This is a genomic window from Emticicia sp. C21 (assembly GCF_003418935.1).
Lineage (GTDB): Bacteria > Bacteroidota > Bacteroidia > Cytophagales > Spirosomataceae > Emticicia.
On the sequence record NZ_QVMT01000003.1, the window covers coordinates 656,157 to 677,261 of the forward strand.

Below are 21,105 nucleotides of genomic sequence, written 5' to 3' on the forward strand. Positions count from 1 at the left end.
ACGGATTAGTTGTTAATTCTGTGATAGACTTAAAGACTTTTATAATAATTAATATAGCTTATCCGGGATTTTAATGCATTCCCGTGACTCTAAGGAAACACAATACACAAATTTAAATTCAAACGATGAAAAAACTAGAGGCAGAGCCAATAAGCATTTCTCATATATTACTATTTTTTACAATACTATTTTTGTGCAATTGCAAAGAAAAACCAAAGTCACAAAAGAATGGCGGTGAGAAAATACATTTGCCCGCAGCAATACCTTTGACAAAAGAGGAATTCTTCAAATGTATTAAAGCCAGAGATACTGTTTTTGCAGATGGTGATTACCTTAAATACATCCCTGTTGAAAGTGATCATTATGAGATTGAAATAAATATGAATGGTGTAATAGATACCCTTGATTATTACCTCACTTGCCAGATTTATCCTGGAATGATGCCAAAGTTGTTATTTAGGCTAAATTCAGATTATATCGGTTTAGGACATGGGTCTAGTAGTTATCGATATTTAATACTCTGTAGTTTTAATAATAATGAGAAGTCAAAAAAGATTGATACAAATAAATTCGAAACAGCAATAAATTTATCTACTGTTAATGATGGTTTTATTTTTAAAATGATGGATGCTATTTATTTCTATGATCTCAATAAAAAAGTATTACTTTTTAAAAAGCTATCAAATAAATTCGCAAAATCTAAAATAAAAGATTCTTCTCTTTATGAGAATAGGGCCAATATTGTTTTTGAGGGTGGAAATGAATTAACTTATAAAATAAAAGATTTTCAGTTGTATCATGCTAAATAGACTGTTCCATTATACTATTTCAAAATACAAATCTGCAATGTTCTATAAACTATAATAAGCCATGCTAAGACCGTCGATTAATAATATTTTGCTTTATATATTCGTCAAGTATATAGCATTCTATGGTTTTATGATGTTTAAGAGCAACGATTTCTATTTTATAAACCCAGGCATAAGAAACATGATGGATTTACTTTATTATTTATAGATATTTTTATTTTTACCAGGTGTAAGTATATTTCTTTTTGCTGTACCGCTAAACTATTCATTCAGATTAAAGAATGTGTTTTATTTTATTATAATAATCATAGCTGTTTTAGTGGTCGAGTATTGTATGTATACCTATTTCGCTTCTGAAACTGATTTAATGAATGGAGTATACAACGTCATTGTGAGTGTATCATTTTTGCTGATATTCTTTTTCAAGCAAATTAAATTGCTGTTTAAGGGCCAGACAATTGACAAATTATCATAAAAAAAGGAAAACTGAAATGATAAAAAAACTATCGGTTCTACTAGTTTTAAGCTGTGTATTATTATATTTTTGCTTCAATCCCCTTGTCATACTACCAGAAAGAGGTTATGACCAGATTGAAACTAAACCGATGCATAAGGGCGATTCGCTAAATATTTTAGAAGGATTTAATTTCGAAACAGGTAACTGGAAAATGTATTTAGTTATTGCTGAATCTGATAAGCCTGGCCTATCTATAGATATGCCTGATGGAAAAATATTTGAAACTACAGATAAAGAACTTCTAAAGGAAATGCAGCGAAATTTTTATCTGAGTTACCAAAAATCAGACGTATCAACGGTAGAAAGCGAGTTGATTTTGATTAGAGATAATAAATTTGTGTTACGTGCAAATATACAAATGGATAATAACCTACAAGGCGTCCAACATCAGTCCTTCGGATGGCTGAAAGCCATCCGGAAAAATCAACTTTCTATGTATTTTAAGAAGTTTAGTAGAGTTTATATTCCTGTTATATTTTTGTAAGATAGATTTCGTCCCATCTGTATCTCCTGCAAGGGACACTGATGGCAAGGAGTATAGCAAGCCAGGCTAAAAGAATAATTAATTATTTCATGAAATATAAAATTACTATAGTAGTTTTTGTTATCTGGCTTTTAGCATGTTTCACATTAGGCAACCACGACGGGCGAAGTGATAATTATGTTGAAATAGGTTTACCTTTTGTTTTTTATCGCCAATTTTATGGAAAATGTATTGACTGTCCAGAGGTTGGGTTTTTCATAAAAAACTTTATTTATGATATTCTGATTGTTGGAATTATAGCAATTTGTGTTCAATTATTGCTGAGCTTTAAACTGAAAAAGAGTTAAATTATTCAGTTGCTTTATTAGCCATTTTTAATGTCTCCTCAATCTCCTGTGTGCGCAAGCTAAAGCCTAGCAAAGGGACTGTAAGGCAAAGAAATCAACCTATTGATTTCTAATCTTTTCAAGAGATTTTTCCAAATACTTAATATCAGTTGGTTGGCGTTTTCCATCGAAAATCAAATCTACCCATTTATCAATATATTTTTTCTTAAAAAGTAAATAACCCTCTTCTTTTAAATCTGATTTCTTAATACAGGTATTATCATTTGCTTTTTCGTTAATAGAGAGAATTTTACGAGTCGTTAAGCCCTGTTCTTGTAAGAAGGTTATTAAGGAATTATAATAACTATACGTTAATTGATTTTCAGCGAAAGAATCGTAGTTTCTTTCTCGATGAGTTTCCCAACTTGCTTTTATAATAATGAAATCTTTTTCCATAGTTAGTCTGATCCTATAGTTCTTGCTTTGTATCATTATATATCCTCAAACCTTCATGCGAGCGTAAGAGACTCTTTTTGCCCCCTCAGAGTCTCCTGTGTGTGCAGGCCACGGCTTAGCCAAGGGACTCTGAGGGTTGTGAGGCAGTGCTAAGCCCCTTGCCCTCAGAGTCCCCTACATGCCTTTGGGAGACTCTGAGGGAACGAAAAACTAAAGCTAAGTGAAAGGACTCTGAAGCAATGTAAATCCTTATTTTCGGTTTACTATATTATCAGTCAATTTTTTAATTCTAACGGCTTTTTCAATTACTAACACATCTATAATTTTGGTAAATCGTTCTTTTTTGAAATGTAAGTCACGTATTAAATATTCTGTATCTAAGACCTTGTGAAAAATATCTTTAATTATCTTTTCAGTAAAATCAATTATTTTCCTGATTTCTTCAAATTCTATTTTACTTATAAAATCATACTTCTCTCTATCTTGAGCAGTGTGAGCATAGAATTTATCTCGCCTAATTTTAATCTTATCTATTAAATCTTTGTAAGTGTTCAATTTATTTTCCCAATCATCAAGAAAAGAATAGTCAAACTTTAAAATACCTTTATCTAAGGATTTCTTGATTTCTTCAAATAGCCTAACTAACCGAAAAGCATCTGTTTTCTTGTCATATAATTTTGACAAATCAATAATACACATTTTCCAATGGTTATATCTTATAAATCTAAACTCATATGAGTTGCCCAAATATTGCTCTCTTTCAATAGATCCTGGAACATTTAAAAAATAACAATATTGAAAATTTGCTTTAGCATCTATTAAGATATAACCAATTTCGTAAAGAATTTCTTCAATCTTTCTTAATTCAGGACTCATATATTATAAACTTTAGATTAGATAATAAAATTAAGGAATTTGTCAAAATGCAACAATGTTTGGTCAAACCGAGTTTTCTTCTTTATTTTATTCTTCTATAATCTTGAAAAAAAACTATCTCCCCATCCCCAACACCAACCCATCAATCACTTCTCCAAAATACCGCCCATTATACGGCCCGAACCAGTTCATTTCCTGGGTTTCCATTTTATGTTCGTCGTAATACTGGTCGGGGGTAATGTAGCCTACATATCCGCCATTAAATGAAGTGATGATTAAATCTTTACCCATTTTTTGCGCTACTTCATCAGAAGAGTGGTAGAGCATTCCCGAGTAATCGCAGGGGGTACCAATCCAGACCATATCGCCAATCCGCAAGGCATTCATACCTACTTCCTGCTCGCCCATCAACCAGTTAAATACCCACGGACGGATGCGGATATGCTTACTCAACCGCAGTTGAGGCTCATGCAAAGTAAGCGGGATATAGGTGCTTCGTATAAGGGAGGTCGTATCTGTTTTTAAAGAGCTTCTACCAGTTAAAATCAGATTAGCGAGATTGCTGGCAATCAATTCAGCTTTTTTATAAGCATCTTGCCCATTATCCTCCGGACGCATACTACCTACCGCCCCCGCAAAAAAAGCAGCAAACTGGTATACCCCCGATTGCTCCAGATTACTCACCAACATGCCCGGATAATCCGCACTTATCCTGTTATCCGCCTTTGGAATATCCGTAGGATGAGCCGCATAAGTAAGCACCACCGCCGACTCCTGATTGACCTTTTCTATCTTCATGATACGCAACCAGGGGTCTTCAAGCGCCGATTCTCCGAATAATCGGTTGGTGATATACTCTCCGGCATTGAGTTTCTGGAAACCAATTTTGCAGTCGGCAGCCGACACCTCAGCCTTTTTCACACTACGCACAATTGCCCCAGCAATCGATTGTATCATCTCCTCATTCTTCGGGCCGGCCATAGCCCTACCTGCCGGACCACCCGCCCAGCCACCTGCACTACTATGCGTATGTGTAGCACTGAAATAAATACTCTCCCGCCCAAAACCCATCTTCCCCAATGCTGGAATCACCTGCTCCACTACCAGGGGAGGGGCAATCAGCAAATCCATCGTTATCATAGCTACCTTTTGTCGGCCATTGTCCAACACCACAGCCCGCACAAAAATACTATCATGCACCGAGGATGCCGGATTTTCGCGAAGACCATATCCGGCAATATAAGTTTCAGCATTTGTCTGTATAGACTCCTTACTCCACCCACCTTTAAGCCCCGTTCCATATCCGCCATTGATTTTGAGCTTACTGAGTCGGCTCTTGGTTTTTGCATAATAGTCTGTTTCTTCAATGGGTGTATTATCAGTTAAAGTTAGCAGGCTTATTGCTAATACTGCCAATATGCTGATGAACCAGATGAGGATTTTAATGAGCTTTTTCAATATGGTGGCTGATTTTTGGTTAGAAGTGGATTCTCCGGGCAATACAATTATCAGACTTTATCTGATACAATAATAATCTTTTTAGACCTATCAATACAAGAAGCGAATGAGTTAATTGCATAAATAATTTGTTTCTTACACCAACAGGCCATTATTTTGCCCGGACATTTGAGGCACAAGAAAATTAACACACAAAACAAACTGAAAAAATGCTAGATAGTAAAGATTATACAAAAATGACCCTCGAAGAATTGGCGGAAGAAGAGAAAAAAATGAAATCACAACGCGTCATGATGGCCGTGTTCATAGGTTTTCTTATTGGGATTGCCGTTTATTCAGCCGTAAATAGAGGATTTATCTTACCTGTTATTTTGCTGATAGTCGCTTTTCTGCTTGGTCGCAGGAACTCGCAAACCATGAAAGACCTTCAGGCAGAAATCACCCGCCGGAAAAACGGGCACTGATCAGGGTTCCTTCATTTAGATAACTGAATCAGGGAAGGTAAATCAGCTGCCTGTTATACGATAACATATACCTACAAAACCGTAACTTCTTTTAAGGTAATTACGGTTTTTGTTTTTACAGGTTGACACATTTGTTAACCTGACCATATACCAAATCATTTTAGGACTACACAAAGAAAAAACTATACATTTCTTTATTGTCTTTTTTTTAGATATTGATAATTGTTTCCTACATTTGTTGTTGAAATGAGATAATCTCATAATTAAATACGCTCTAAAAACTCTTATCAAATGAAAAAAGTACTCTTTTTCAGACTTTTAAGTCTGGCCATCCTGATGTCAGTGAGCTTGTCTGGTTTTTCTCAGAAGAAATCGGGAGGCATGACACTCTATACCGTGCGCAACGAAATGGGCAAAGACCCTAAGGCAACCTTAAAACAAGTGGCCGACCTGGGTTTTAAATATATAGAAGCAGTAGATTATAAAGATGGCAAATTTTACGGCATGACGCCAGAAGAGTTTAAGTCTTATGCGAAAAGCCTGGGACTTACCCCAATTTCAGTGCATATGGGGTCTATGACACTCGATAACGCCGATAAACTCGTAGCAGATGTAAAAGCCGCAGGTTTCAAATATTTCATCGCTCCCGTGCCGCCAATGGGCATGTTTAAATATGACCCCAAGGCCAAAAGTTTAACCATGGATCCTGACGTTGAGAAACTGGCCAATATCCTGAATACAATCGCCCACAAAGCAAAAGATGCCGGCTTAGAATTTTTGTATCATAACCACAATTTTGAGTTCGAAAAGAACAAAGATGGCATCGTACCGATAGATTATTTACTTGAAAAACTGGATCCAAAATACGTAAATTTCCAGATGGATTTATATTGGGTTACCAAAGCAGGTGTTGATCCGGTGGCTTATTTCAAAAAATATCCGGGACGTTTCAAAATGTGGCATGTAAAAGATATGGACTCACAAGAACGTTTTGCCCCCGTCGGACAAGGAAAAATAGATTTCAAAAGAATTCTGGAGCATAAAAAGCTCTCTGGCATGAAATACTACATAGTAGAACAAGACCAGACTTTCGACGGCATGAAACCATTCGAAGCCCTGAAACTCAGCAAAGAAGGTTTGCAGAAGTTTGGGTTTAATTGATTGGAATGAAATTCTTGTTTTGTATAAAATGTCTGGTTGTGAAAATTTCTTTCACAACCAGACATTCTAATTTTTACTAAAATCCATTTGCGTAGAGACGCATTGCATGCGTCTTCGCAGGCCTTAGCAATCCAAAAAATGTTATTTGAGGGATAAACATTTTGGCTAAAACAGAAGGCAATTTAATAAATAGCCCCATTTTTAAATGGGGGTAATAGAAAACAATTATCCAATTGGCTTTAGCCAAAAGTGCTTTCGTCTCATTCTCCTTTGCCAAAACCAACTTTTTCCTTAATTTTCCCCCTAAAATCACAAACACCCATCACTCAGAAACAAACGCATGAAAAAATTCCTCCCTCTTGCTTTACTCCTCTGCCTTGCTCTGGTAGGTATCCAACCCGCCTTGGCACAGAAAGTACACATCACCGACATTGACACATCCGTAAAACCCGGCGACGACTTCTTTATGTACGTCAATGGCAAATGGTACAATACCGTCGAGATTCCATCAACCCAAACGGGTGTAGGGTCTTATTCATTTCTCAATTTTCCGCAACGCATCCGAATGCAAGCCATTCTGGATAGTGTGTCTGCTGCAAAAAACTCAGTCGGAAGCAACGAGCAGAAAGTAGCAGATTTCTATGCCTCAGGGCTTGATGTTGCCACCATCAACAAACGCGGCTACGAACCCATCAAACCTATATTAAAAAGCATTGATGCCATCAAAGACGTAGCATCGCTGATGAAGTTTGTCACCGAACAACAGAAGACTAATAATTACTCGCTTATCGGCTTCCGCGTAGGGCCTGATATTAAAAATAGCGCCATCAACATCGTCAATCTGAGCCAGACAGGCATCGGACTGCCGGAAAGAGATTACTATTTCAGAACCGATTCTTCTACCCTTAATATTCAGAAAGCATACATCGCCTACCTCACAACTCTATTCAAACTATCAGGTACCGATGCATCGGCTGCGGCCAAGATGGCGACTGCCGCTTATGGCATTGAGAAAGAACTGGCTGCATCTCACAAAACCAATATCGAGCGCAGAAACGTGCAGGCTAATTACAACAAAATGAAACTGGCCGATATCGTAGCCAAACAACCCAATATCGGCTGGGATGCTTATTTCAAAGGTTTGGGCCTAAAGGTAGACACCCTGAATATGCAACAACCGGCCTATTACGACCGTCTGAATACCTTACTTACCTCTGCATCCATAGAAGACTGGAAAGCCTATTTAAGAGCAAAATCTCTGACCGCCTCTGCCGATTTCCTGAGCAACGACTTCACTACGGCTGCTTTTAACTATTCAAAAATCCTGACAGGACAAGCCACCCAGAAACCACGTGGCGAAGAAATCACCGAAGCTGTAGACCGCTCGCTGGGACACTTACTGGCACAGCTATACGTAAAAAAATATTTCCCCGAAGAAGCCAAGAAACGTATGCGTGTATTGGTAGACAACCTCAAAACCGCCTTTGAAGCCCGCATCACACGCCTCGACTGGATGAGCGATGAAACCAAAGCTAAAGCCAAAGAAAAACTCTATGCTTTCACCGAAAAAATCGGGTATCCTGATAAATGGAGAGACTACTCGGCCGTGAAAATCAATCGTGGTACCTACTTCGAAAACCGTCTGGCTACCAGTCAGAACGATTTTAATTATATGGTATCCAAACTGGGCAAAGCCGTCGACCGCACTGAATGGGGCACTACGCCGCCAACCGTGACAGCCTACAACAACCCGCCGCTCAACGAAATCGTGTTTCCGGCAGGGATATTGCAACCCCCTTATTTCGATTTGAATGCCGACGATGCCCTCAATTACGGTGGTATAGGGATGGTGATTGGTCACGAAATTACCCATTCATTCGACGACCAGGGAGCGCAGTTCGACAAAGTAGGTAACGTAAAAAACTGGTGGAAAGACGAAGATTTCAAGAAGTTTAAAGCCCGCACCCAACAGGTAATCGACCAGTATAATCAGTATACCGTATTGGATTCAGTACACGTAAAAGGCGCCCTGACCGTAGGCGAAAACACGGCAGACATAGCCGGAATAGCCATCGCCTTCGATGCCTTCAAACTAACCGACCAATACAAAAAAGGAGAAAAAATTGACGGCTTCACGCCCGAGCAACGATTCTTTATTTCGATTGCCCGCATCTGGCGCGTAAAAACCAAAGACGCCTTCATGCGCATGTACGTCAACACCAACCCCCACTCCCCAGCCAAATGGCGCGTAAACGGCCCATTAATGAACTTCACACCTTTTTATAAGGCATTCAATGTTCAGCCGGGGGATAAGATGTATAAGGCTGAGGGGGATAGGATTGTGGTTTGGTAGGATATTAAGGAGTGAACACTTTAAAAGGTTTAAATAATTCTCACGAATTGTTTAAACCTTTTTTTTGTTAAATATTTTTCGTAAAATTGAAAAGCAGGTCAGATTATAAAAATTAAGAGTATATGAAAACGGCGCAAAAAACCATTAGTCCAGAGCAGGCGTATTTCTCTATATATAAAGCATTACCAGTGCAGGTAAAAGCAAAACTTCGTATCCTGATAGATGAAGATACCAAACGTGAAGCCGAACTTTTGACTCGTATAGAATCAATTGAAAAACAACCTAAACGTTCATTCAATGATTTAATGCAGGCACTTACAGAAGAGTCTGAAAAGGCAATGCAGGAAAAAGGAACTACGCAATCTGATGTTGATGGTGCAATAGCAGACATGAATAAAAACAGAACGGCATTTATCAAGAAAATGCGCACGAAATCAAAATGAAAGTAGTAATAGATACGAATGTTCTGCTAAGGTCTATTCCACCTAAAAATGTTGAGCGATGGTTATATGAGGCTTTTATTAGTAAGAAATTCGTTTGGGTATATAGTACTGAAATTCTGTTGGAATATGCCGAAATGATAGGCGAGATTTATAGTAGCAAAACAATGGATTTAGTACTTGAAATTTTGCTTCATACAAAAAATACTCAGCGATTTGACCCCTCTTATAAATGGCAGCTGGTTGAAGAAGATCCCGACGATAATAAATTTGTAGATTGCGCCATTGGAGCTAATGTCGATTTTCTGGTAACAGACGATAAACACATTAGAAGTCTACGCAGGAAAGGTAGAAGATTTCCACCTATTCAGGTGGTGAGTTTTGCTGAGTTTAAGAAGATATTGGAAAGTGGAAAATAACTTTAATTACTTGATTTAATAATCGGACAAACTTTTTACTGGGCATTCAGCACCCAGCCGGGGGATAAGATGTATAAGCCTGAGGGGGATAGGATTGTTGTTTGGTAGATTATAATAAGAGTTTTTATTTGCAGATGATAACTTAAAAGGTTTAAACGATTTTTATTACTTGTTTAAACCTTTTTTTTATGAAGGATTGTTTATAAATTGAGTTGAATAGTACAAGGTTCTAATCAGAGATTTACCAAATAACAAGAAGATGAGTATAGCAGAGATTTTATATGAGCAATACAAGGTTCTGCCAAAAAAAGTACAGAATGAGTTGAAAGCACTTATTAATACCGATGATGAAGCCACAGTTTCGGTGTCAGTTAAGGCGTTAAAGAATGCGGTTAAAGATGTTAAACAGTTAAAGAAAGGTAAAATACAGGCTCGCCCGATTACAAAACTTTTTAAGGAATTGGAAAATGGCAATTGAAATACAAACCCTTGCCAGATTTGATAGGGAGTTTAAAAGGCTTGCAAAAAAGTACAAGTCTTTATCTGATGAATTAGCAACATTAGCTAGAACCATTACTGAAAACCCAAGATTGGGGACAAATTTAGGCGCAGGACTTTTTAAGATACGTTTAGGCAGCGAGAGTAAAGGCGGTGGTAAAAGCGGAGGATTTCGGGTGATAACCTATTATATTGAGCAAAAGCAGGAAACAGAGGTTGTTTATCTGGTAACCATTTATAATAAATCAGAAGAAGAAAATATCACCAAGCAAGAGTTATTAAAAATTGTAGGTAGTGGTATAGATTAGGTTGGGTATTTAATATTCTCTCAAAGCTTTTAAAGTTCAGACGGGAGATAAGATGGATAAGCCAAGGGATAGTACAAGAAGATTTAAAAGACCATAATTGCTTTTGGGTAGTTACGGTCTTTTATGATTTTTAACAAAATAATTATTGATTGATTGAGCTAAACTTACCGCCTAAAGCATTATATAATTCTATTGTTCTTTTTATTCCAACTATTTGTTCAGGTGTTATTGCTTTAATATCATAATACTGTCTACCTATAAGTTTCATTTTTGCAGATTTGGCATTTGCAAGGGCTTTAATTAGTTCTTCATCTGATGGGGTTATACTTTCATCGAACCATTCCCATATTTTCCCACCATCTCCATTGTCTGTTTCAGTATTTAATGGTACAAATTCGAATGCTTTCCCATCAATAGAGAATTGAATTTTGCTAAAAAAAAGCCACTCATCAGAATAATATTGTAGTCTAAATCTTAGATTACTTGGAATATTGTTTTCTGTTTGAAAGTAGCAATATAGACCATTCCTGTTTGTATACTTTGGAGCAGATTTAGGCTGATACCAAGTTTTCTCATCAGGAGAGAACTCATCTTTCTTTATTTCAAAATACTTTTTAAGTTCATTTATTTTTGCAGAGTCAATTTTAGCGACTTTCTTAAAGTCTTCAATTTCCTCTTTTTTACGGTCTTCTTTAATTTCTTTAGCAATATTTCCCAAACTATTGATTCGCTTTTCAATTTCTCTCTTTCTTTTCTCCTTATTAGCAAATACAGTTGTGTGGGTAATATCTTTTCCTTGATCATCAAGTAGTTTGAAATCTATAGGAGTTGAGACCCCAGCTCCCATTAATTCTGTTACCTCTTTGTCAGCTTTTAATGCGATACAAAATTTTTCAAATGCTTCCAAATAGGCTGTTGTGTCATCTTTTGCCTTTATAATTTGTTCCTCTTTTTCCTTTACATTCATTCCTCCAAGAATTCCTTTTTCCTGGACGACTTCAACATATTTATACGACTTATCACAAGAAGTAAAAAGCCCCATTAAAATTAAAAGCCATAATAGATGTTTAGTCATATTGTTTGATTAGTTGGTTGTCTAATAATTAGCAGTTTGAATATTGGTAATCTGCGGAGAGGTAATTGATCAAAAACAATTTCTTTAGTGAATCAATTATATAATTAAAATACATAAAAATCAAAATAAATTTATTATCCGGTCATTTTCTATAAAAACCACAAAAAAACAGCCCCAAAACCAAAGGTCTTGCGGCTGTTTCAAATACAATAATCTCTACCTTATATCACCCCAAAAACCTCAATCAAATCCCCAATAATATAATCAGGCTTGGCGGCTTGTAACTGCTCAACAGTATGCGCCCCAGTAGTGATGCCGATACTCAACCCACAGCCGGCGTTTTGGCCTTCTTCTATGTCAATGGCTGAGTCGCCTATTTTGGCTACTTCGGTGCTGTCTGTGATGCCGAATTGTTGCATGGCATAGTGTATCATGTCGGGGTTGGGGCGGTTGCGGGGTACGTCTGAGGCTGTTACCAGTCCATCGATGTCTTGGCCTACTTTCCAACCTAGTTTATCCAGGATTGATTGGGCCGTGGCGCGGTCGTATCCGGTGTTTAGTACGGCCAGTATCCCACGTTCTTTGAGTCCGGCAAATACCTCGGCTGCGTGGTTTTGTGGCAGAATCTCTTCTGTGGCATAGGCATTGGTTAATTGCATAATGAAACTGTCATAAATGCGGCTGGTCAGTTCGGCATCGCTGACGTTGGCGTATATCGATAGAATGGTCTCGATGGCCTGTCTTTTCTCTTTGCCCGCGCCCTCTGCCAGCACTTGGTCGAGGGTAAAATCAAAACCTGCTTCGTTGATAGCCTTTTGCAGGGTTTTATAAACCACATTATTTTCGTTGACGGTGGTTCCGGCCATATCAAAAACCACCATGCGTATTGTCTTGCTCATAAATGAATTGTTTCTGGTTTAAACATGCCTCAAATCAGCGAATTACCCCTGCTAAAGGGGTGTTTCTGCCCGATAATATCAGGAGACAGGCAATATTTGACAAAACAAATGCATGCCGTGCGCCTTTCTCTTATCAGCTTCATTAAGTTTATGTTAAACTTGACAGACTGTTTACCCGAACCCGGGAGTATATACTAGTACGAAATCGGACTTTTACTTAAAAAATTGCCCGCACGGTGCTATCTTTACCCCCAGATATGGCAGCAAACAAATCGAAATACAAGCTGATTGTAAATTATGTCCTCGACAGGATACAACAGAAAACCTATCAGGTAGGCGACCAGATTCCGTCTATCAATGAGTTCAGAACCCTATTCGGTTTGTCGCGCGATACGGTTTTTGCGGGTTTAAAAGAGTTGATGGCCAAAGGGGTGATTTACGCCAATCAGGGCGTGGGCTATTTTATCAGTAATACCGATATTCCTTTTCAGCACCATATCTTTCTGCTGTTCAATGAGCTGAATGAGTTTAAGGAAGATTTGTTCAATTCATTCATCGAATCGGTAGGGGATAAGGCCAAAGTTGATTTGTATTTTCATAACTATAACCGTGATGTTTTCGAAACCCTCATTAAGGGTGCCAATCAGAAATATACTGATTATGTGATTATGTCGGGCAAATTTGCCGGTATCGAACCGTTGCTTGAGTCGCTTTCGGGAAGAGTATTTCTGCTAGACCATTTTCATCCAGAACTAAAGGGGAAGTACTCGTCTGTCTCGCAGAACTTCGAATCAGATACCTATGAAGCCCTGACTTCCGCCGTCCACCTCATTCGTAAGTATACCCGTATGCTGATGATTCAGAAAGAAGCCAAAGAACCTGTTGAAAGATACGACGGACTGAAAAGATTTTGTGAAGAAAACGGATTTGCACACGATTATCTGCCCGATATTGGCGGAAGAACCATTCTGCAAGGCGATCTTTTTATAGTGGTAAAAGACCGCGATTTAGTAGATTTATTTAAACAAGCTGCCCTGCAACAGCTTGTTCCGGGCATTGATTTTGGGATAATCTCATATAATGATACGCCATTGAAAGAACTTTTTGGCGGAGGAATCACTACGCTTTCTACGGATTTTAAGTTGATGGGGCAGACGCTCGCTCAATTAATTGATACCAAACCCATCTGCACCATCAACAATCCGTGGACTTTAAACCTTAGAAAATCACTCTAAGGTTTTCACGGTCTCACTGTTTCTAAGGCTGACAACCATACTCTATATCCTTGCTTCTCTCTATTGCCCACGGCATAGTAAGGCACGGCCGTAAAAGGTAATTTCTTTGAACTCCCATCAGTCGCTACTCCACGAATCACATTGATGCCATTCAGCAATTGGGGTTCAAAATCAAGTTTCAGCGAGGCACTTTTAATGATGCTCATCTGGTTAAGGTCGCTATTATCTACGCTTTCAAGGCAATAGATAATCGGGCCTGAGGCAATCGATACCTTATCTTTCAAGTCCGTTACCTGATTATTGGCAGTGATGAGTCTTGGCTCCATCGGTAAATCAAGCGTAACTACATCACCCTTTTTCCAGGTTCTGTTCACCACCGCATAGCCATCTTTCAGGCTTATTGTCTGTGGTTTACCATTTACCAAAAGTTTAACTGATTGAGAACTACTCAATTGGGAATTATACAAACTATAAGGATTCTCTTTGCCCTGCGCCCAACCCGGAATGCGTACCATTAAGGAAAAGGCACTCTGTTTTTCCGGATTTATTTTCAATTCAACTTTGCCATTCCATGGGTAATTGGTCTTTTGCTCGATGGCTGTTTTAATGCCTTTGCTCACCTCTACATTAGCCGAACTGCCCACAAAAAGATTGACATACAATCGCTCTGGTGCATAGCTATAAATATAGTCAGGCATAGCCGACACGATTTTCAGAAACATAGGCGGACAACAAGGGCAAGAGTGCCAGTCCCAACGGGCATGTTTATCAGAGTTCAGCGGATTCTGATACGTATATTTAGTGCCGGAGAGCGAAATGCCCGTGAGCACGTTATTGTATAAAGTACGTTCAAATTCATCCATATACTTGGCATCGCCCGTCAGTTCATTCATGCGTTGACTGAAAAAGCCTGCTCCAACGGCCGCACAGGTTTCCAGATAGGCATCAGTCGGCAGGAAATTATCAGGGCCGAATTTCTCATCGTTGTGTATCGCACCCACACCACCCGTCACGAACATACGCTTGCCCACCATATTATTCCAGAGCGCATGAGCTGTGCGGATATACTCAGGCGAATGATTTTCCAGAGCCGCCGCCGTGATGCCGGTAGCCAGTAAAGTAGCCCTTACGGCATGCCCCTCAATGGTTTTTTGCTGGAAAACCGGAATAGAGTCCTGCGCATAATCTCCCCAGGTCGGGCGAGTATAGCTGCCAAATTCAGCCCCCTTATATTTTTGGTCTTTTATCCATTTTTCTGATTTATTGTTGCCCCACGAGAGCCAATGAGGGTAGCCTGCATTGCGGCCACGGTTTTCAATCCAGAATGTAGCAAGGTCATAATACGCCTGTGTATTCACTGGCACTTTTATCTTGTTTTTCAGTTCAGGATTTTGCTTATATAGCCAATATAATTCAACCAGAGCCTCCTCCGGGCCTGAGTGTGCCGGAACAATATTTCTTTTGGGAGATGGCCCCATCAACGCACTCATATAATTGGCATATCTGGTGGCTACCTCCAATAGTTTGGTTTTGCCCGTGGCTTTGTAATAATGCACGCCAGCGTCCACCAGCATTCCGGCATTATATACATCGTGTTGCCAACGCAGGAAACCGCCATTATCGCCCCAACGGTGGGTGGGCTCCATGAGGTCGGTGTAGGTATTCAGATAGCCATTTGGGTCGGCCAGTTGTGCCTTTTCAATGCGGTCGATGATTCCGTCGAGACGTGCTTCTACCTGTTTGTTTGGGTGTTGTTTCAGCAAATCACCAATGCCACGGATCGATTCATATACAAGTCCGTCAAACCAGGGCAATCCGGCATGATGATTCATGCCTTTTTTGCCTTGGGCTATCTCATCAAAGTTTTTGAAAACATTGTTTTTATCACGTTCCTCTGCCGTTGTCAGGTTTATGGCTTCAAATTTATCGAGCACATCGTTTGCGGTGGTGGTGGCATATAAATCCAGTTTCGGCTTCCAGAAAGCATCATTCACTTTTACATCTTTTACGGGATGTATCTGATTGACAGATGCCTGTGCCAGCACATCGTTCGCACCCAGGCAAGCCACTAGAGCAGCAAACCCAACAAAACCTTTAGCATACTTTCTCATGAGCAAAATCAGCTATTTTCGGATAATATTAATAAAAAAACGCTAAGGTTAACCCAAAGCGTTTACAAAAATAGTGATTAATTTGATACTGGTACGAACTGGTATGAGTTTTTATTTTTGTGAAATCATTACCAGGGAATTTCACCGGTAGTGGGATTAGTTTCTTCGCTGAAAAACATACCTGTCGGGCCACTCTGGTCGATTAAGGCATATTTCAAAATGCGTTTTCCGGCCGCTTCTATTTCTCCTCCGTTGTGGTAGGTAAAATCGGTTTTTGTATAGCCCGGGTCAACTGCATTTACCTTGAATGGCGTGTCTTTCAGCTCATAAGCCAGATGTACAGTATACATATTCAGTGCCGCTTTTGAAGCACCATATACTGCATATTTCCCGAAGTGGTAAGCGGGCCACTCAGGGTTGCTTTGCTGGGTAAGCGAGCCAACACTGGAGCTAACCATCACAATTCTTGGCTCAGGCGATTGGCGCATCAAATCAATAAATGCCTGTGTTACGCTTGCCACCCCAAATACATTGGTTTCGAAAGCAGCCTTGAACTGGTCTTTTCCGGCTTCAAGTGCGGTATAGGGTGCCCCTCCATTGATGCCCGCATTATTAATCAACACATCCAGTACATCTGTTTTTTTGCCGATTGTTTCCCGAAGTGCTTTTACCGATTGCTCGTCAGTTACATCTAGTTGAACAACCTCTACATTGTTCAGGTTTTCGGCTCGTAGTTTTTCTACGGCGGCTAAACCATTCTTTAAATCACGGCTAGCCAGATATACATAAAACCCGTTTTGTAATAATTGTCTCGCCACTTCAAAGCCTATGCCTTTATTAGCTCCTGTAATTAATGCTGATTTCATTTTTCTTTGGTTTAAAGTAATGGTGCAAAGTTTGCCTCATTAAAAATGAAATCATTTACCATTTGGTAAAAAGCGATTCAGCGAATATTTTTTCTGATTCGGCTCAAGGATTGTTGTGTAACGCCTAAATAAGAAGCAATGTAAGCCAGCGGAACACGATTGGTTAGGGTAGGATAGTTTTCCAGAAATTCCAGATAACGTGTAGTAGCATCCTGCGAAATTACCGGATTCTTTCTTGATTTCTGGTACATACATTTTTGTACCATCTTGTTTTTAATTGCATCCCAGCCTATAATGGTCTGTGAAAGCTCTTCCCAGTTCTGGGCAGAAAACACAATGAGTTTGCACGGAGTACTTGCTTGCAGATATTCAGAAGAAGCCGTATTTGCCTCAAAATTGACGTAGTCAACCACCAGGTTATTTTCACTAATAAAGCAGCGGGTGATTTCTTCGCCTTTATTATTATAATAACACCCACGTACCACACCTTCCACCACAAAGCCTACCTGACGAGGAATTGTACCCGCTTCCGAAAAATACTCATCTTTCCGCAACTTTACCTCTTTTGCTTTGCTGATAATCAGGTCAATTTGCTGTTTATTCAGATTCCCGAACTGTAAAATATAATCTATCAATTCTTTCATGCCTACAAAATTAGCAATCCTCTATTTTGGTGATTTACTATTTGGTAAAAAATTGGTGTGTAGAATCAGAGAATATAAAATTTAGTCTGTCTGATGAATCCATATATATTGACCATCTTTAAAAGTGATTACGCCACCACCTACTTCATCTTTACGTAAGAATAGTGAAGTATTGTTTAATTTTACCTTCTTATCTCCAACAATTTCACTGTCGTCAATAACAATTTCATAGGTTTCTATATCAGTTGTTATTCCCCAGAAATCTACCCAACTGAAATCATTGCCCATCTCTTCAGAGGATTTATCCACACCGACAATGATTGCTTTTTTACTTAGTCCATCAACAATAGAAATATTTTTCTTATCAGTGAAAAATGCGGTGTCTATCACTTTATCGCCATTGAAATCGGCTTTGATTGTGTCGCTGATATTATATACTTTAAAATTTTTAAACTCACCTGACATAGAATTTTGGTAGTATTGAAGATCGTCAGGTTCAGGTTTTTACTTAGTGTGTCTACTTTATCTTTGACAATTGTATCATTTTCGATGGCTTTTTCTGAATTATTATTTGTGTTGCAAGAGCAAATGACTAGCGAAATCATAATGTATAGAACTATGTTTTTCATCGTATTAGCTATTAAGAGTTTTAGTTGTCTAGTTTTAAAGTGATTTACATAAACCTATTTCGAAACAAGGCATAGGATTATTAAACTATTGAGATATTTACTTAATTGCAACGTAATCATTTCCTCATCCTCCTTAAACGATAACCAAACTCTTTCCCAATACCCAGACTTAATTCAGAAAAAGATTTGAGTTGATAGTACCTGATGAAAGTATTGAAGCCCTTAAATCTTCGTGTAAACTGCCCCTGCCACTCTATATTATTTCTGAAAATACCGACTTTACCTGAAACAGAACCCAGATAAACTCTCCATGTTCTGATATAGGTACTTAAGCCTATCAAAGGCCCTGTTATAGATTGATTGTCGGTTTTTAAGTTAAGATTGCCATAACCTACTGTAACACCCAAATAAGGTAAAAACCAGATTCGTTTGCTAAAATTAATTTCTGTTTCAAAGGTATACGCTTTAGAACGGAAGTTATTATTGTAGGAAACTTCACGATAATGCCATCGGGCATTCATATCAAATTCGCATTTTAGCGCAAAATGTATAAACTCTAGCTGTGCATTCAAAAGCTGATTATTTTGTAAATTCGACTGAAGACTCAAACTACTTTTAAGTGTTCCGCTTCCGTATATACGAGGGAAGGTGAGGTGTAATTGTCCACCAACTGGATTATTCAGCACACCGCTATTGGCATAGATTCCGATTTCTTGTGAATCAAAAAAACATCTGATACAGTCAGTTTTCATTTTGACAAGAATCTGGCTATCACCTTTTAAATGATATTCTTGTGTAACGAAGCCAATCAACGAAAAAACTAATGTGGCATTAGGATTAGAAATGTTAATAGAAAAAGTGCCATCAAATTTGGATTGAGCGTTATTTTGCGCGCCTTTTTCAATAATATAAACCCCCGGCATAGGTAACGTGTCATCTTTAGATATTACTTGCCCTGTAACAACTATCTGGCACCAGACATTTGCTGTAAAGAGTAAGAGCAGAGAAATAATGGTAAATTTTTTTATCACAGGCGTAAACGATTAGTAAAACAATAGACGAGAAATTGGGGTGTTTTGCTTTGTATTTTTTAATATTATAACTCTCTTCTATTCGTGCTTGTTAGTTAATAGGGGCGACACGTTACGGAATTAAGAAATGAAAATTCTTAAAATGTTTCCTTTTTTGTAGAGACGTAATGCATTACGTCTTCATTGGCCTTTCCTTAGGAGTAAAATATCTAATCTTTTAAATTCTCTGCTTGTATTACATTTTTTGTAAGGATAATCCCTTGAAGACGTAATGCATTACGTCTCTACAAAAACAAAAAATCCACATATTAAACCGCTTTACCTTTGCACTTTTCCCACTTTCTCCCCATCTTTAAGATAAAATCACAACAAAAAGAAAAAATGAAAATCCTACCCCTCATTATTCTTCTACTATCCCAAACCCTAACCACTTTCGCCCAAAAAATAACCGCCTTCCCCCTAAAACTAAGCGAAAACCAACGCTATCTGATAGATAGGAATGGACAGCCATTTCTGGTGAAAGAGTTTTCGGCATGGGGGGTGATACAGGGGCTTTCGGAGAAAGATGCAACTGCTTTTATGGATAGCATCAGAAATGAGGGTTTCAATACGATGATGGTTTCTGTGTTAAGCAATGCTCCATCGCAGATGGGGGGTGACCCACCCAATTGGCAGGGGATTTCTCCATTAACAACCAAATGGGATTTTTCGACACCTAATGAAGCTTATTTCAAGCATGTGGATAGGTTCTTTCAGATGGCAGCCGAACGTGGCATGTTTGTGATGGCTTTGCCTTTTTATATGGGATATAGGGGAGATGGTTCGCAGGGTTGGTGGGATGAATTACTGAACCCGAATAATAGTCCCGCTAAAATGACTAAGTATGGTGAATACGTAGGAGAAAGGTATAAAAACACCCCCAATGTGATGTGGGTAGCTGGAGGAGATAATAATGCTGATGGAGATTTCTATCCGTATGAAATCAATATGATAAAGGCTATTAAAGCTAAAGCGCCTCACCAGTTATGGACAGGTCATTTCGATTGTAATCTACAGAATTTCTGGTCGACACAGAATCCACTCTATGCTGAACTGATGGATATTGATGGTGAATATGTCTGGACAGAATCATTGATGTTTGAACAAGGCCCTCAATATATGGCCGAGCTCCGCCAGTATAAAAAAGGGAAGATGATTATGCAGCTTGACTTGAGTTATGAACACGATGCACCCCATTATGCTGATAATGAAAATTACCAATGGATGCGCCGGAAAATGTATGAGGGTTTGCTAAGCGGCTGCGCAGGCACTTCTTTCAGTTCGGGTACATTAGATAACCAATGTTATAGCTTCAAAAACTGGAGGCCTTTGATGAATACAAGGGGTATGAAGCAGGTAGCCAGGTGCTTTCAGTTATTTGATGCCCTGCCCTGGCATACATTGGTTCCCGATGAAACCAATGAGATTATCTTATCAGGTAGGGGAGAGTGGGGGTCTTTGGATTATGTATGTGCTGCCCTTTCAACCGATAAAAAATACTATGTGATGTATATTCCTAAAGGGCATCTGATTAATGTGAATGCCAAAAATATTTCGGGTAACCCGATGCGCATGCACTGGTATAATCCTGCAACGGGTGAGGCATTGAAAATAGGTACCGTTCAACCCAGAGAGCGTTTTGGTATTCAACCCCCAACGGAAGAGGATTGGGTAATTGTTTTTGATAATGATAAGAATTTTAATATGCCCAATTTGATGAAATGATTATCTACTGTGATTATAAACTTGTCTAATATTTTGTTTTTTAACTGCTTTAGATGATTGGCTCGCCCTTATATTATTTTATTTTCATAGTCTCGGGTTGTTACTTTTTTTACCTGAAAAAAAGTAACCAAAAAAGCAGGAGTCATTTAAACTCACACAGAACTTGTCTAATATTATTGGTTAAATAAAAAGATGCTCAAATAAGGAGTAATTTTGTTTTGCGAACCAAAATAAAAACCTACAATGAGCATCCTAAGCAAAGATAAGATTAAAAAGTTCATT

Annotated in this window: 21 protein-coding genes; 11 read left to right on the forward strand and 10 right to left on the reverse strand. The window is 38.6% G+C overall.

Going from position 1 to position 21,105, the window contains the following annotated elements:
• Positions 1-125: 125 nt before the first annotated feature.
• Positions 126-809: a hypothetical protein gene (locus D0T08_RS10480; RefSeq protein WP_116982570.1), complete on the forward strand. Its 684-nt coding sequence runs from the start codon at positions 126-128 to the stop codon at positions 807-809.
• Between the two features lie 491 nt (positions 810-1,300).
• Entirely contained in the window at positions 1,301-1,810 is a 510-nt protein-coding gene (locus tag D0T08_RS10485) for a hypothetical protein (protein WP_147322754.1), read from the forward strand.
• A 446-nt stretch (positions 1,811-2,256) separates the two neighbouring features.
• Here D0T08_RS10485 and D0T08_RS10495 read toward each other — a convergent pair whose 3' ends face one another.
• From D0T08_RS10495 to D0T08_RS10505, 3 genes are all read right to left on the reverse strand, one after another.
• The gene (locus D0T08_RS10495; RefSeq protein WP_147322755.1) at positions 2,257-2,592 is read right to left on the reverse strand and encodes a hypothetical protein; all 336 of its coding nucleotides are present in this window, start codon (positions 2,590-2,592) and stop codon (positions 2,257-2,259) included.
• 249 nt (positions 2,593-2,841) lie between these two features.
• Complete coding sequence (locus tag D0T08_RS10500; protein WP_116982574.1) at positions 2,842-3,468, reverse strand: hypothetical protein; 627 nt, start codon at positions 3,466-3,468, stop codon at positions 2,842-2,844.
• A 114-nt stretch (positions 3,469-3,582) separates the two neighbouring features.
• Positions 3,583-4,926 (reverse strand): neutral/alkaline non-lysosomal ceramidase N-terminal domain-containing protein, encoded by a 1,344-nt coding sequence (locus D0T08_RS10505; RefSeq protein WP_158561243.1) that lies wholly within the window; start codon positions 4,924-4,926, stop codon positions 3,583-3,585.
• 209 nt (positions 4,927-5,135) lie between these two features.
• Between D0T08_RS10505 and D0T08_RS10510 the strand changes: the two genes are divergently transcribed.
• The 7 genes from D0T08_RS10510 (at position 5,136) to D0T08_RS10545 (ending at position 10,569) form a co-directional block, all read left to right on the forward strand.
• Positions 5,136-5,390: a hypothetical protein gene (locus D0T08_RS10510; RefSeq protein WP_116982576.1), complete on the forward strand. Its 255-nt coding sequence runs from the start codon at positions 5,136-5,138 to the stop codon at positions 5,388-5,390.
• A gap of 291 nt (positions 5,391-5,681) precedes the next feature.
• On the forward strand, positions 5,682-6,551 hold the full coding sequence (locus D0T08_RS10515; RefSeq protein WP_116982577.1) for a sugar phosphate isomerase/epimerase: 870 nt from the start codon (positions 5,682-5,684) through the stop codon (positions 6,549-6,551).
• Positions 6,552-6,891: 340 nt separating this feature from the next.
• Entirely contained in the window at positions 6,892-8,904 is a 2,013-nt protein-coding gene (locus D0T08_RS10525; protein ID WP_116982579.1) for a M13 family metallopeptidase, read from the forward strand.
• Between the two features lie 122 nt (positions 8,905-9,026).
• Positions 9,027-9,347, forward strand: a complete 321-nt coding sequence (locus D0T08_RS10530) for a hypothetical protein (protein ID WP_116982580.1) — start codon at positions 9,027-9,029, stop codon at positions 9,345-9,347.
• The gene (locus D0T08_RS10535) at positions 9,344-9,763 is read left to right on the forward strand and encodes a putative toxin-antitoxin system toxin component, PIN family (protein WP_116982581.1); all 420 of its coding nucleotides are present in this window, start codon (positions 9,344-9,346) and stop codon (positions 9,761-9,763) included. The genes D0T08_RS10530 and D0T08_RS10535 overlap by 4 nt, the downstream gene beginning before the upstream one ends.
• Positions 9,764-10,022: 259 nt before the next feature.
• Positions 10,023-10,241 (forward strand): hypothetical protein, encoded by a 219-nt coding sequence (locus D0T08_RS10540; protein WP_116982582.1) that lies wholly within the window; start codon positions 10,023-10,025, stop codon positions 10,239-10,241.
• On the forward strand, positions 10,231-10,569 hold the full coding sequence (locus tag D0T08_RS10545; RefSeq protein WP_116982583.1) for a type II toxin-antitoxin system RelE/ParE family toxin: 339 nt from the start codon (positions 10,231-10,233) through the stop codon (positions 10,567-10,569). The genes D0T08_RS10540 and D0T08_RS10545 overlap by 11 nt, the downstream gene beginning before the upstream one ends.
• A gap of 142 nt (positions 10,570-10,711) precedes the next feature.
• Here D0T08_RS10545 and D0T08_RS10550 read toward each other — a convergent pair whose 3' ends face one another.
• Positions 10,712-11,644 carry a hypothetical protein gene (locus D0T08_RS10550; RefSeq protein ID WP_116982584.1) on the reverse strand — a complete coding sequence of 311 codons (933 nt, stop codon included), beginning with the start codon at positions 11,642-11,644 and terminating at the stop codon, positions 10,712-10,714.
• 221 nt (positions 11,645-11,865) lie between these two features.
• Positions 11,866-12,543: a phosphonatase-like hydrolase gene (locus D0T08_RS10555; protein ID WP_229238934.1), complete on the reverse strand. Its 678-nt coding sequence runs from the start codon at positions 12,541-12,543 to the stop codon at positions 11,866-11,868.
• 257 nt (positions 12,544-12,800) lie between these two features.
• Between D0T08_RS10555 and D0T08_RS10560 the strand changes: the two genes are divergently transcribed.
• On the forward strand, positions 12,801-13,778 hold the full coding sequence (locus D0T08_RS10560) for a GntR family transcriptional regulator (protein WP_116982586.1): 978 nt from the start codon (positions 12,801-12,803) through the stop codon (positions 13,776-13,778).
• 5 nt (positions 13,779-13,783) lie between these two features.
• On the opposite strand, the gene D0T08_RS10565 is transcribed toward D0T08_RS10560, so the two are convergent.
• The 5 genes from D0T08_RS10565 to D0T08_RS10585 form a co-directional block, all read right to left on the reverse strand.
• On the reverse strand, positions 13,784-15,889 hold the full coding sequence (locus D0T08_RS10565; protein ID WP_116982587.1) for a glycoside hydrolase family 127 protein: 2,106 nt from the start codon (positions 15,887-15,889) through the stop codon (positions 13,784-13,786).
• A 128-nt stretch (positions 15,890-16,017) separates the two neighbouring features.
• Positions 16,018-16,755 carry an SDR family oxidoreductase gene (locus D0T08_RS10570; RefSeq protein ID WP_116982588.1) on the reverse strand — a complete coding sequence of 246 codons (738 nt, stop codon included), beginning with the start codon at positions 16,753-16,755 and terminating at the stop codon, positions 16,018-16,020.
• Positions 16,756-16,832: 77 nt separating this feature from the next.
• Positions 16,833-17,399, reverse strand: a complete 567-nt coding sequence (locus D0T08_RS10575) for a Crp/Fnr family transcriptional regulator (protein ID WP_116982589.1) — start codon at positions 17,397-17,399, stop codon at positions 16,833-16,835.
• Between the two features lie 81 nt (positions 17,400-17,480).
• Positions 17,481-17,864 carry a hypothetical protein gene (locus tag D0T08_RS10580; RefSeq protein ID WP_116982590.1) on the reverse strand — a complete coding sequence of 128 codons (384 nt, stop codon included), beginning with the start codon at positions 17,862-17,864 and terminating at the stop codon, positions 17,481-17,483.
• A 280-nt stretch (positions 17,865-18,144) separates the two neighbouring features.
• Complete coding sequence (locus tag D0T08_RS10585; RefSeq protein ID WP_116982591.1) at positions 18,145-19,059, reverse strand: carboxypeptidase-like regulatory domain-containing protein; 915 nt, start codon at positions 19,057-19,059, stop codon at positions 18,145-18,147.
• A 381-nt stretch (positions 19,060-19,440) separates the two neighbouring features.
• On the opposite strand from D0T08_RS10585, the gene D0T08_RS10590 reads away from it, so the two are divergent.
• Complete coding sequence (locus tag D0T08_RS10590; protein WP_116982592.1) at positions 19,441-20,823, forward strand: DUF4038 domain-containing protein; 1,383 nt, start codon at positions 19,441-19,443, stop codon at positions 20,821-20,823.
• Positions 20,824-21,105 lie beyond the last annotated feature (282 nt).

What these genes read in the sequence shown, in the direction of transcription:
- D0T08_RS10480 (WP_116982570.1), top strand. Translation starts at nt 126, where the DNA reads ATGAAAAAACTAGAGGCAGAGCCAATAAGCATTTCTCATATATTACTA.
- D0T08_RS10485 (WP_147322754.1), top strand. Translation starts at nt 1,301, where the DNA reads ATGATAAAAAAACTATCGGTTCTACTAGTTTTAAGCTGTGTATTATTA.
- D0T08_RS10495 (WP_147322755.1), bottom strand. Translation starts at nt 2,592, where the DNA reads ATGGAAAAAGATTTCATTATTATAAAAGCAAGTTGGGAAACTCATCGA.
- D0T08_RS10500 (WP_116982574.1), bottom strand. Translation starts at nt 3,468, where the DNA reads ATGAGTCCTGAATTAAGAAAGATTGAAGAAATTCTTTACGAAATTGGT.
- D0T08_RS10510 (WP_116982576.1), top strand. Translation starts at nt 5,136, where the DNA reads ATGCTAGATAGTAAAGATTATACAAAAATGACCCTCGAAGAATTGGCG.
- D0T08_RS10515 (WP_116982577.1), top strand. Translation starts at nt 5,682, where the DNA reads ATGAAAAAAGTACTCTTTTTCAGACTTTTAAGTCTGGCCATCCTGATG.
- D0T08_RS10525 (WP_116982579.1), top strand. Translation starts at nt 6,892, where the DNA reads ATGAAAAAATTCCTCCCTCTTGCTTTACTCCTCTGCCTTGCTCTGGTA.
- D0T08_RS10530 (WP_116982580.1), top strand. Translation starts at nt 9,027, where the DNA reads ATGAAAACGGCGCAAAAAACCATTAGTCCAGAGCAGGCGTATTTCTCT.
- D0T08_RS10535 (WP_116982581.1), top strand. Translation starts at nt 9,344, where the DNA reads ATGAAAGTAGTAATAGATACGAATGTTCTGCTAAGGTCTATTCCACCT.
- D0T08_RS10540 (WP_116982582.1), top strand. Translation starts at nt 10,023, where the DNA reads ATGAGTATAGCAGAGATTTTATATGAGCAATACAAGGTTCTGCCAAAA.
- D0T08_RS10545 (WP_116982583.1), top strand. Translation starts at nt 10,231, where the DNA reads ATGGCAATTGAAATACAAACCCTTGCCAGATTTGATAGGGAGTTTAAA.
- D0T08_RS10550 (WP_116982584.1), bottom strand. Translation starts at nt 11,644, where the DNA reads ATGACTAAACATCTATTATGGCTTTTAATTTTAATGGGGCTTTTTACT.
- D0T08_RS10555 (WP_229238934.1), bottom strand. Translation starts at nt 12,543, where the DNA reads ATGAGCAAGACAATACGCATGGTGGTTTTTGATATGGCCGGAACCACC.
- D0T08_RS10560 (WP_116982586.1), top strand. Translation starts at nt 12,801, where the DNA reads ATGGCAGCAAACAAATCGAAATACAAGCTGATTGTAAATTATGTCCTC.
- D0T08_RS10565 (WP_116982587.1), bottom strand. Translation starts at nt 15,889, where the DNA reads ATGAGAAAGTATGCTAAAGGTTTTGTTGGGTTTGCTGCTCTAGTGGCT.
- D0T08_RS10570 (WP_116982588.1), bottom strand. Translation starts at nt 16,755, where the DNA reads ATGAAATCAGCATTAATTACAGGAGCTAATAAAGGCATAGGCTTTGAA.
- D0T08_RS10575 (WP_116982589.1), bottom strand. Translation starts at nt 17,399, where the DNA reads ATGAAAGAATTGATAGATTATATTTTACAGTTCGGGAATCTGAATAAA.
- D0T08_RS10580 (WP_116982590.1), bottom strand. Translation starts at nt 17,864, where the DNA reads ATGTCAGGTGAGTTTAAAAATTTTAAAGTATATAATATCAGCGACACA.
- D0T08_RS10590 (WP_116982592.1), top strand. Translation starts at nt 19,441, where the DNA reads ATGAAAATCCTACCCCTCATTATTCTTCTACTATCCCAAACCCTAACC.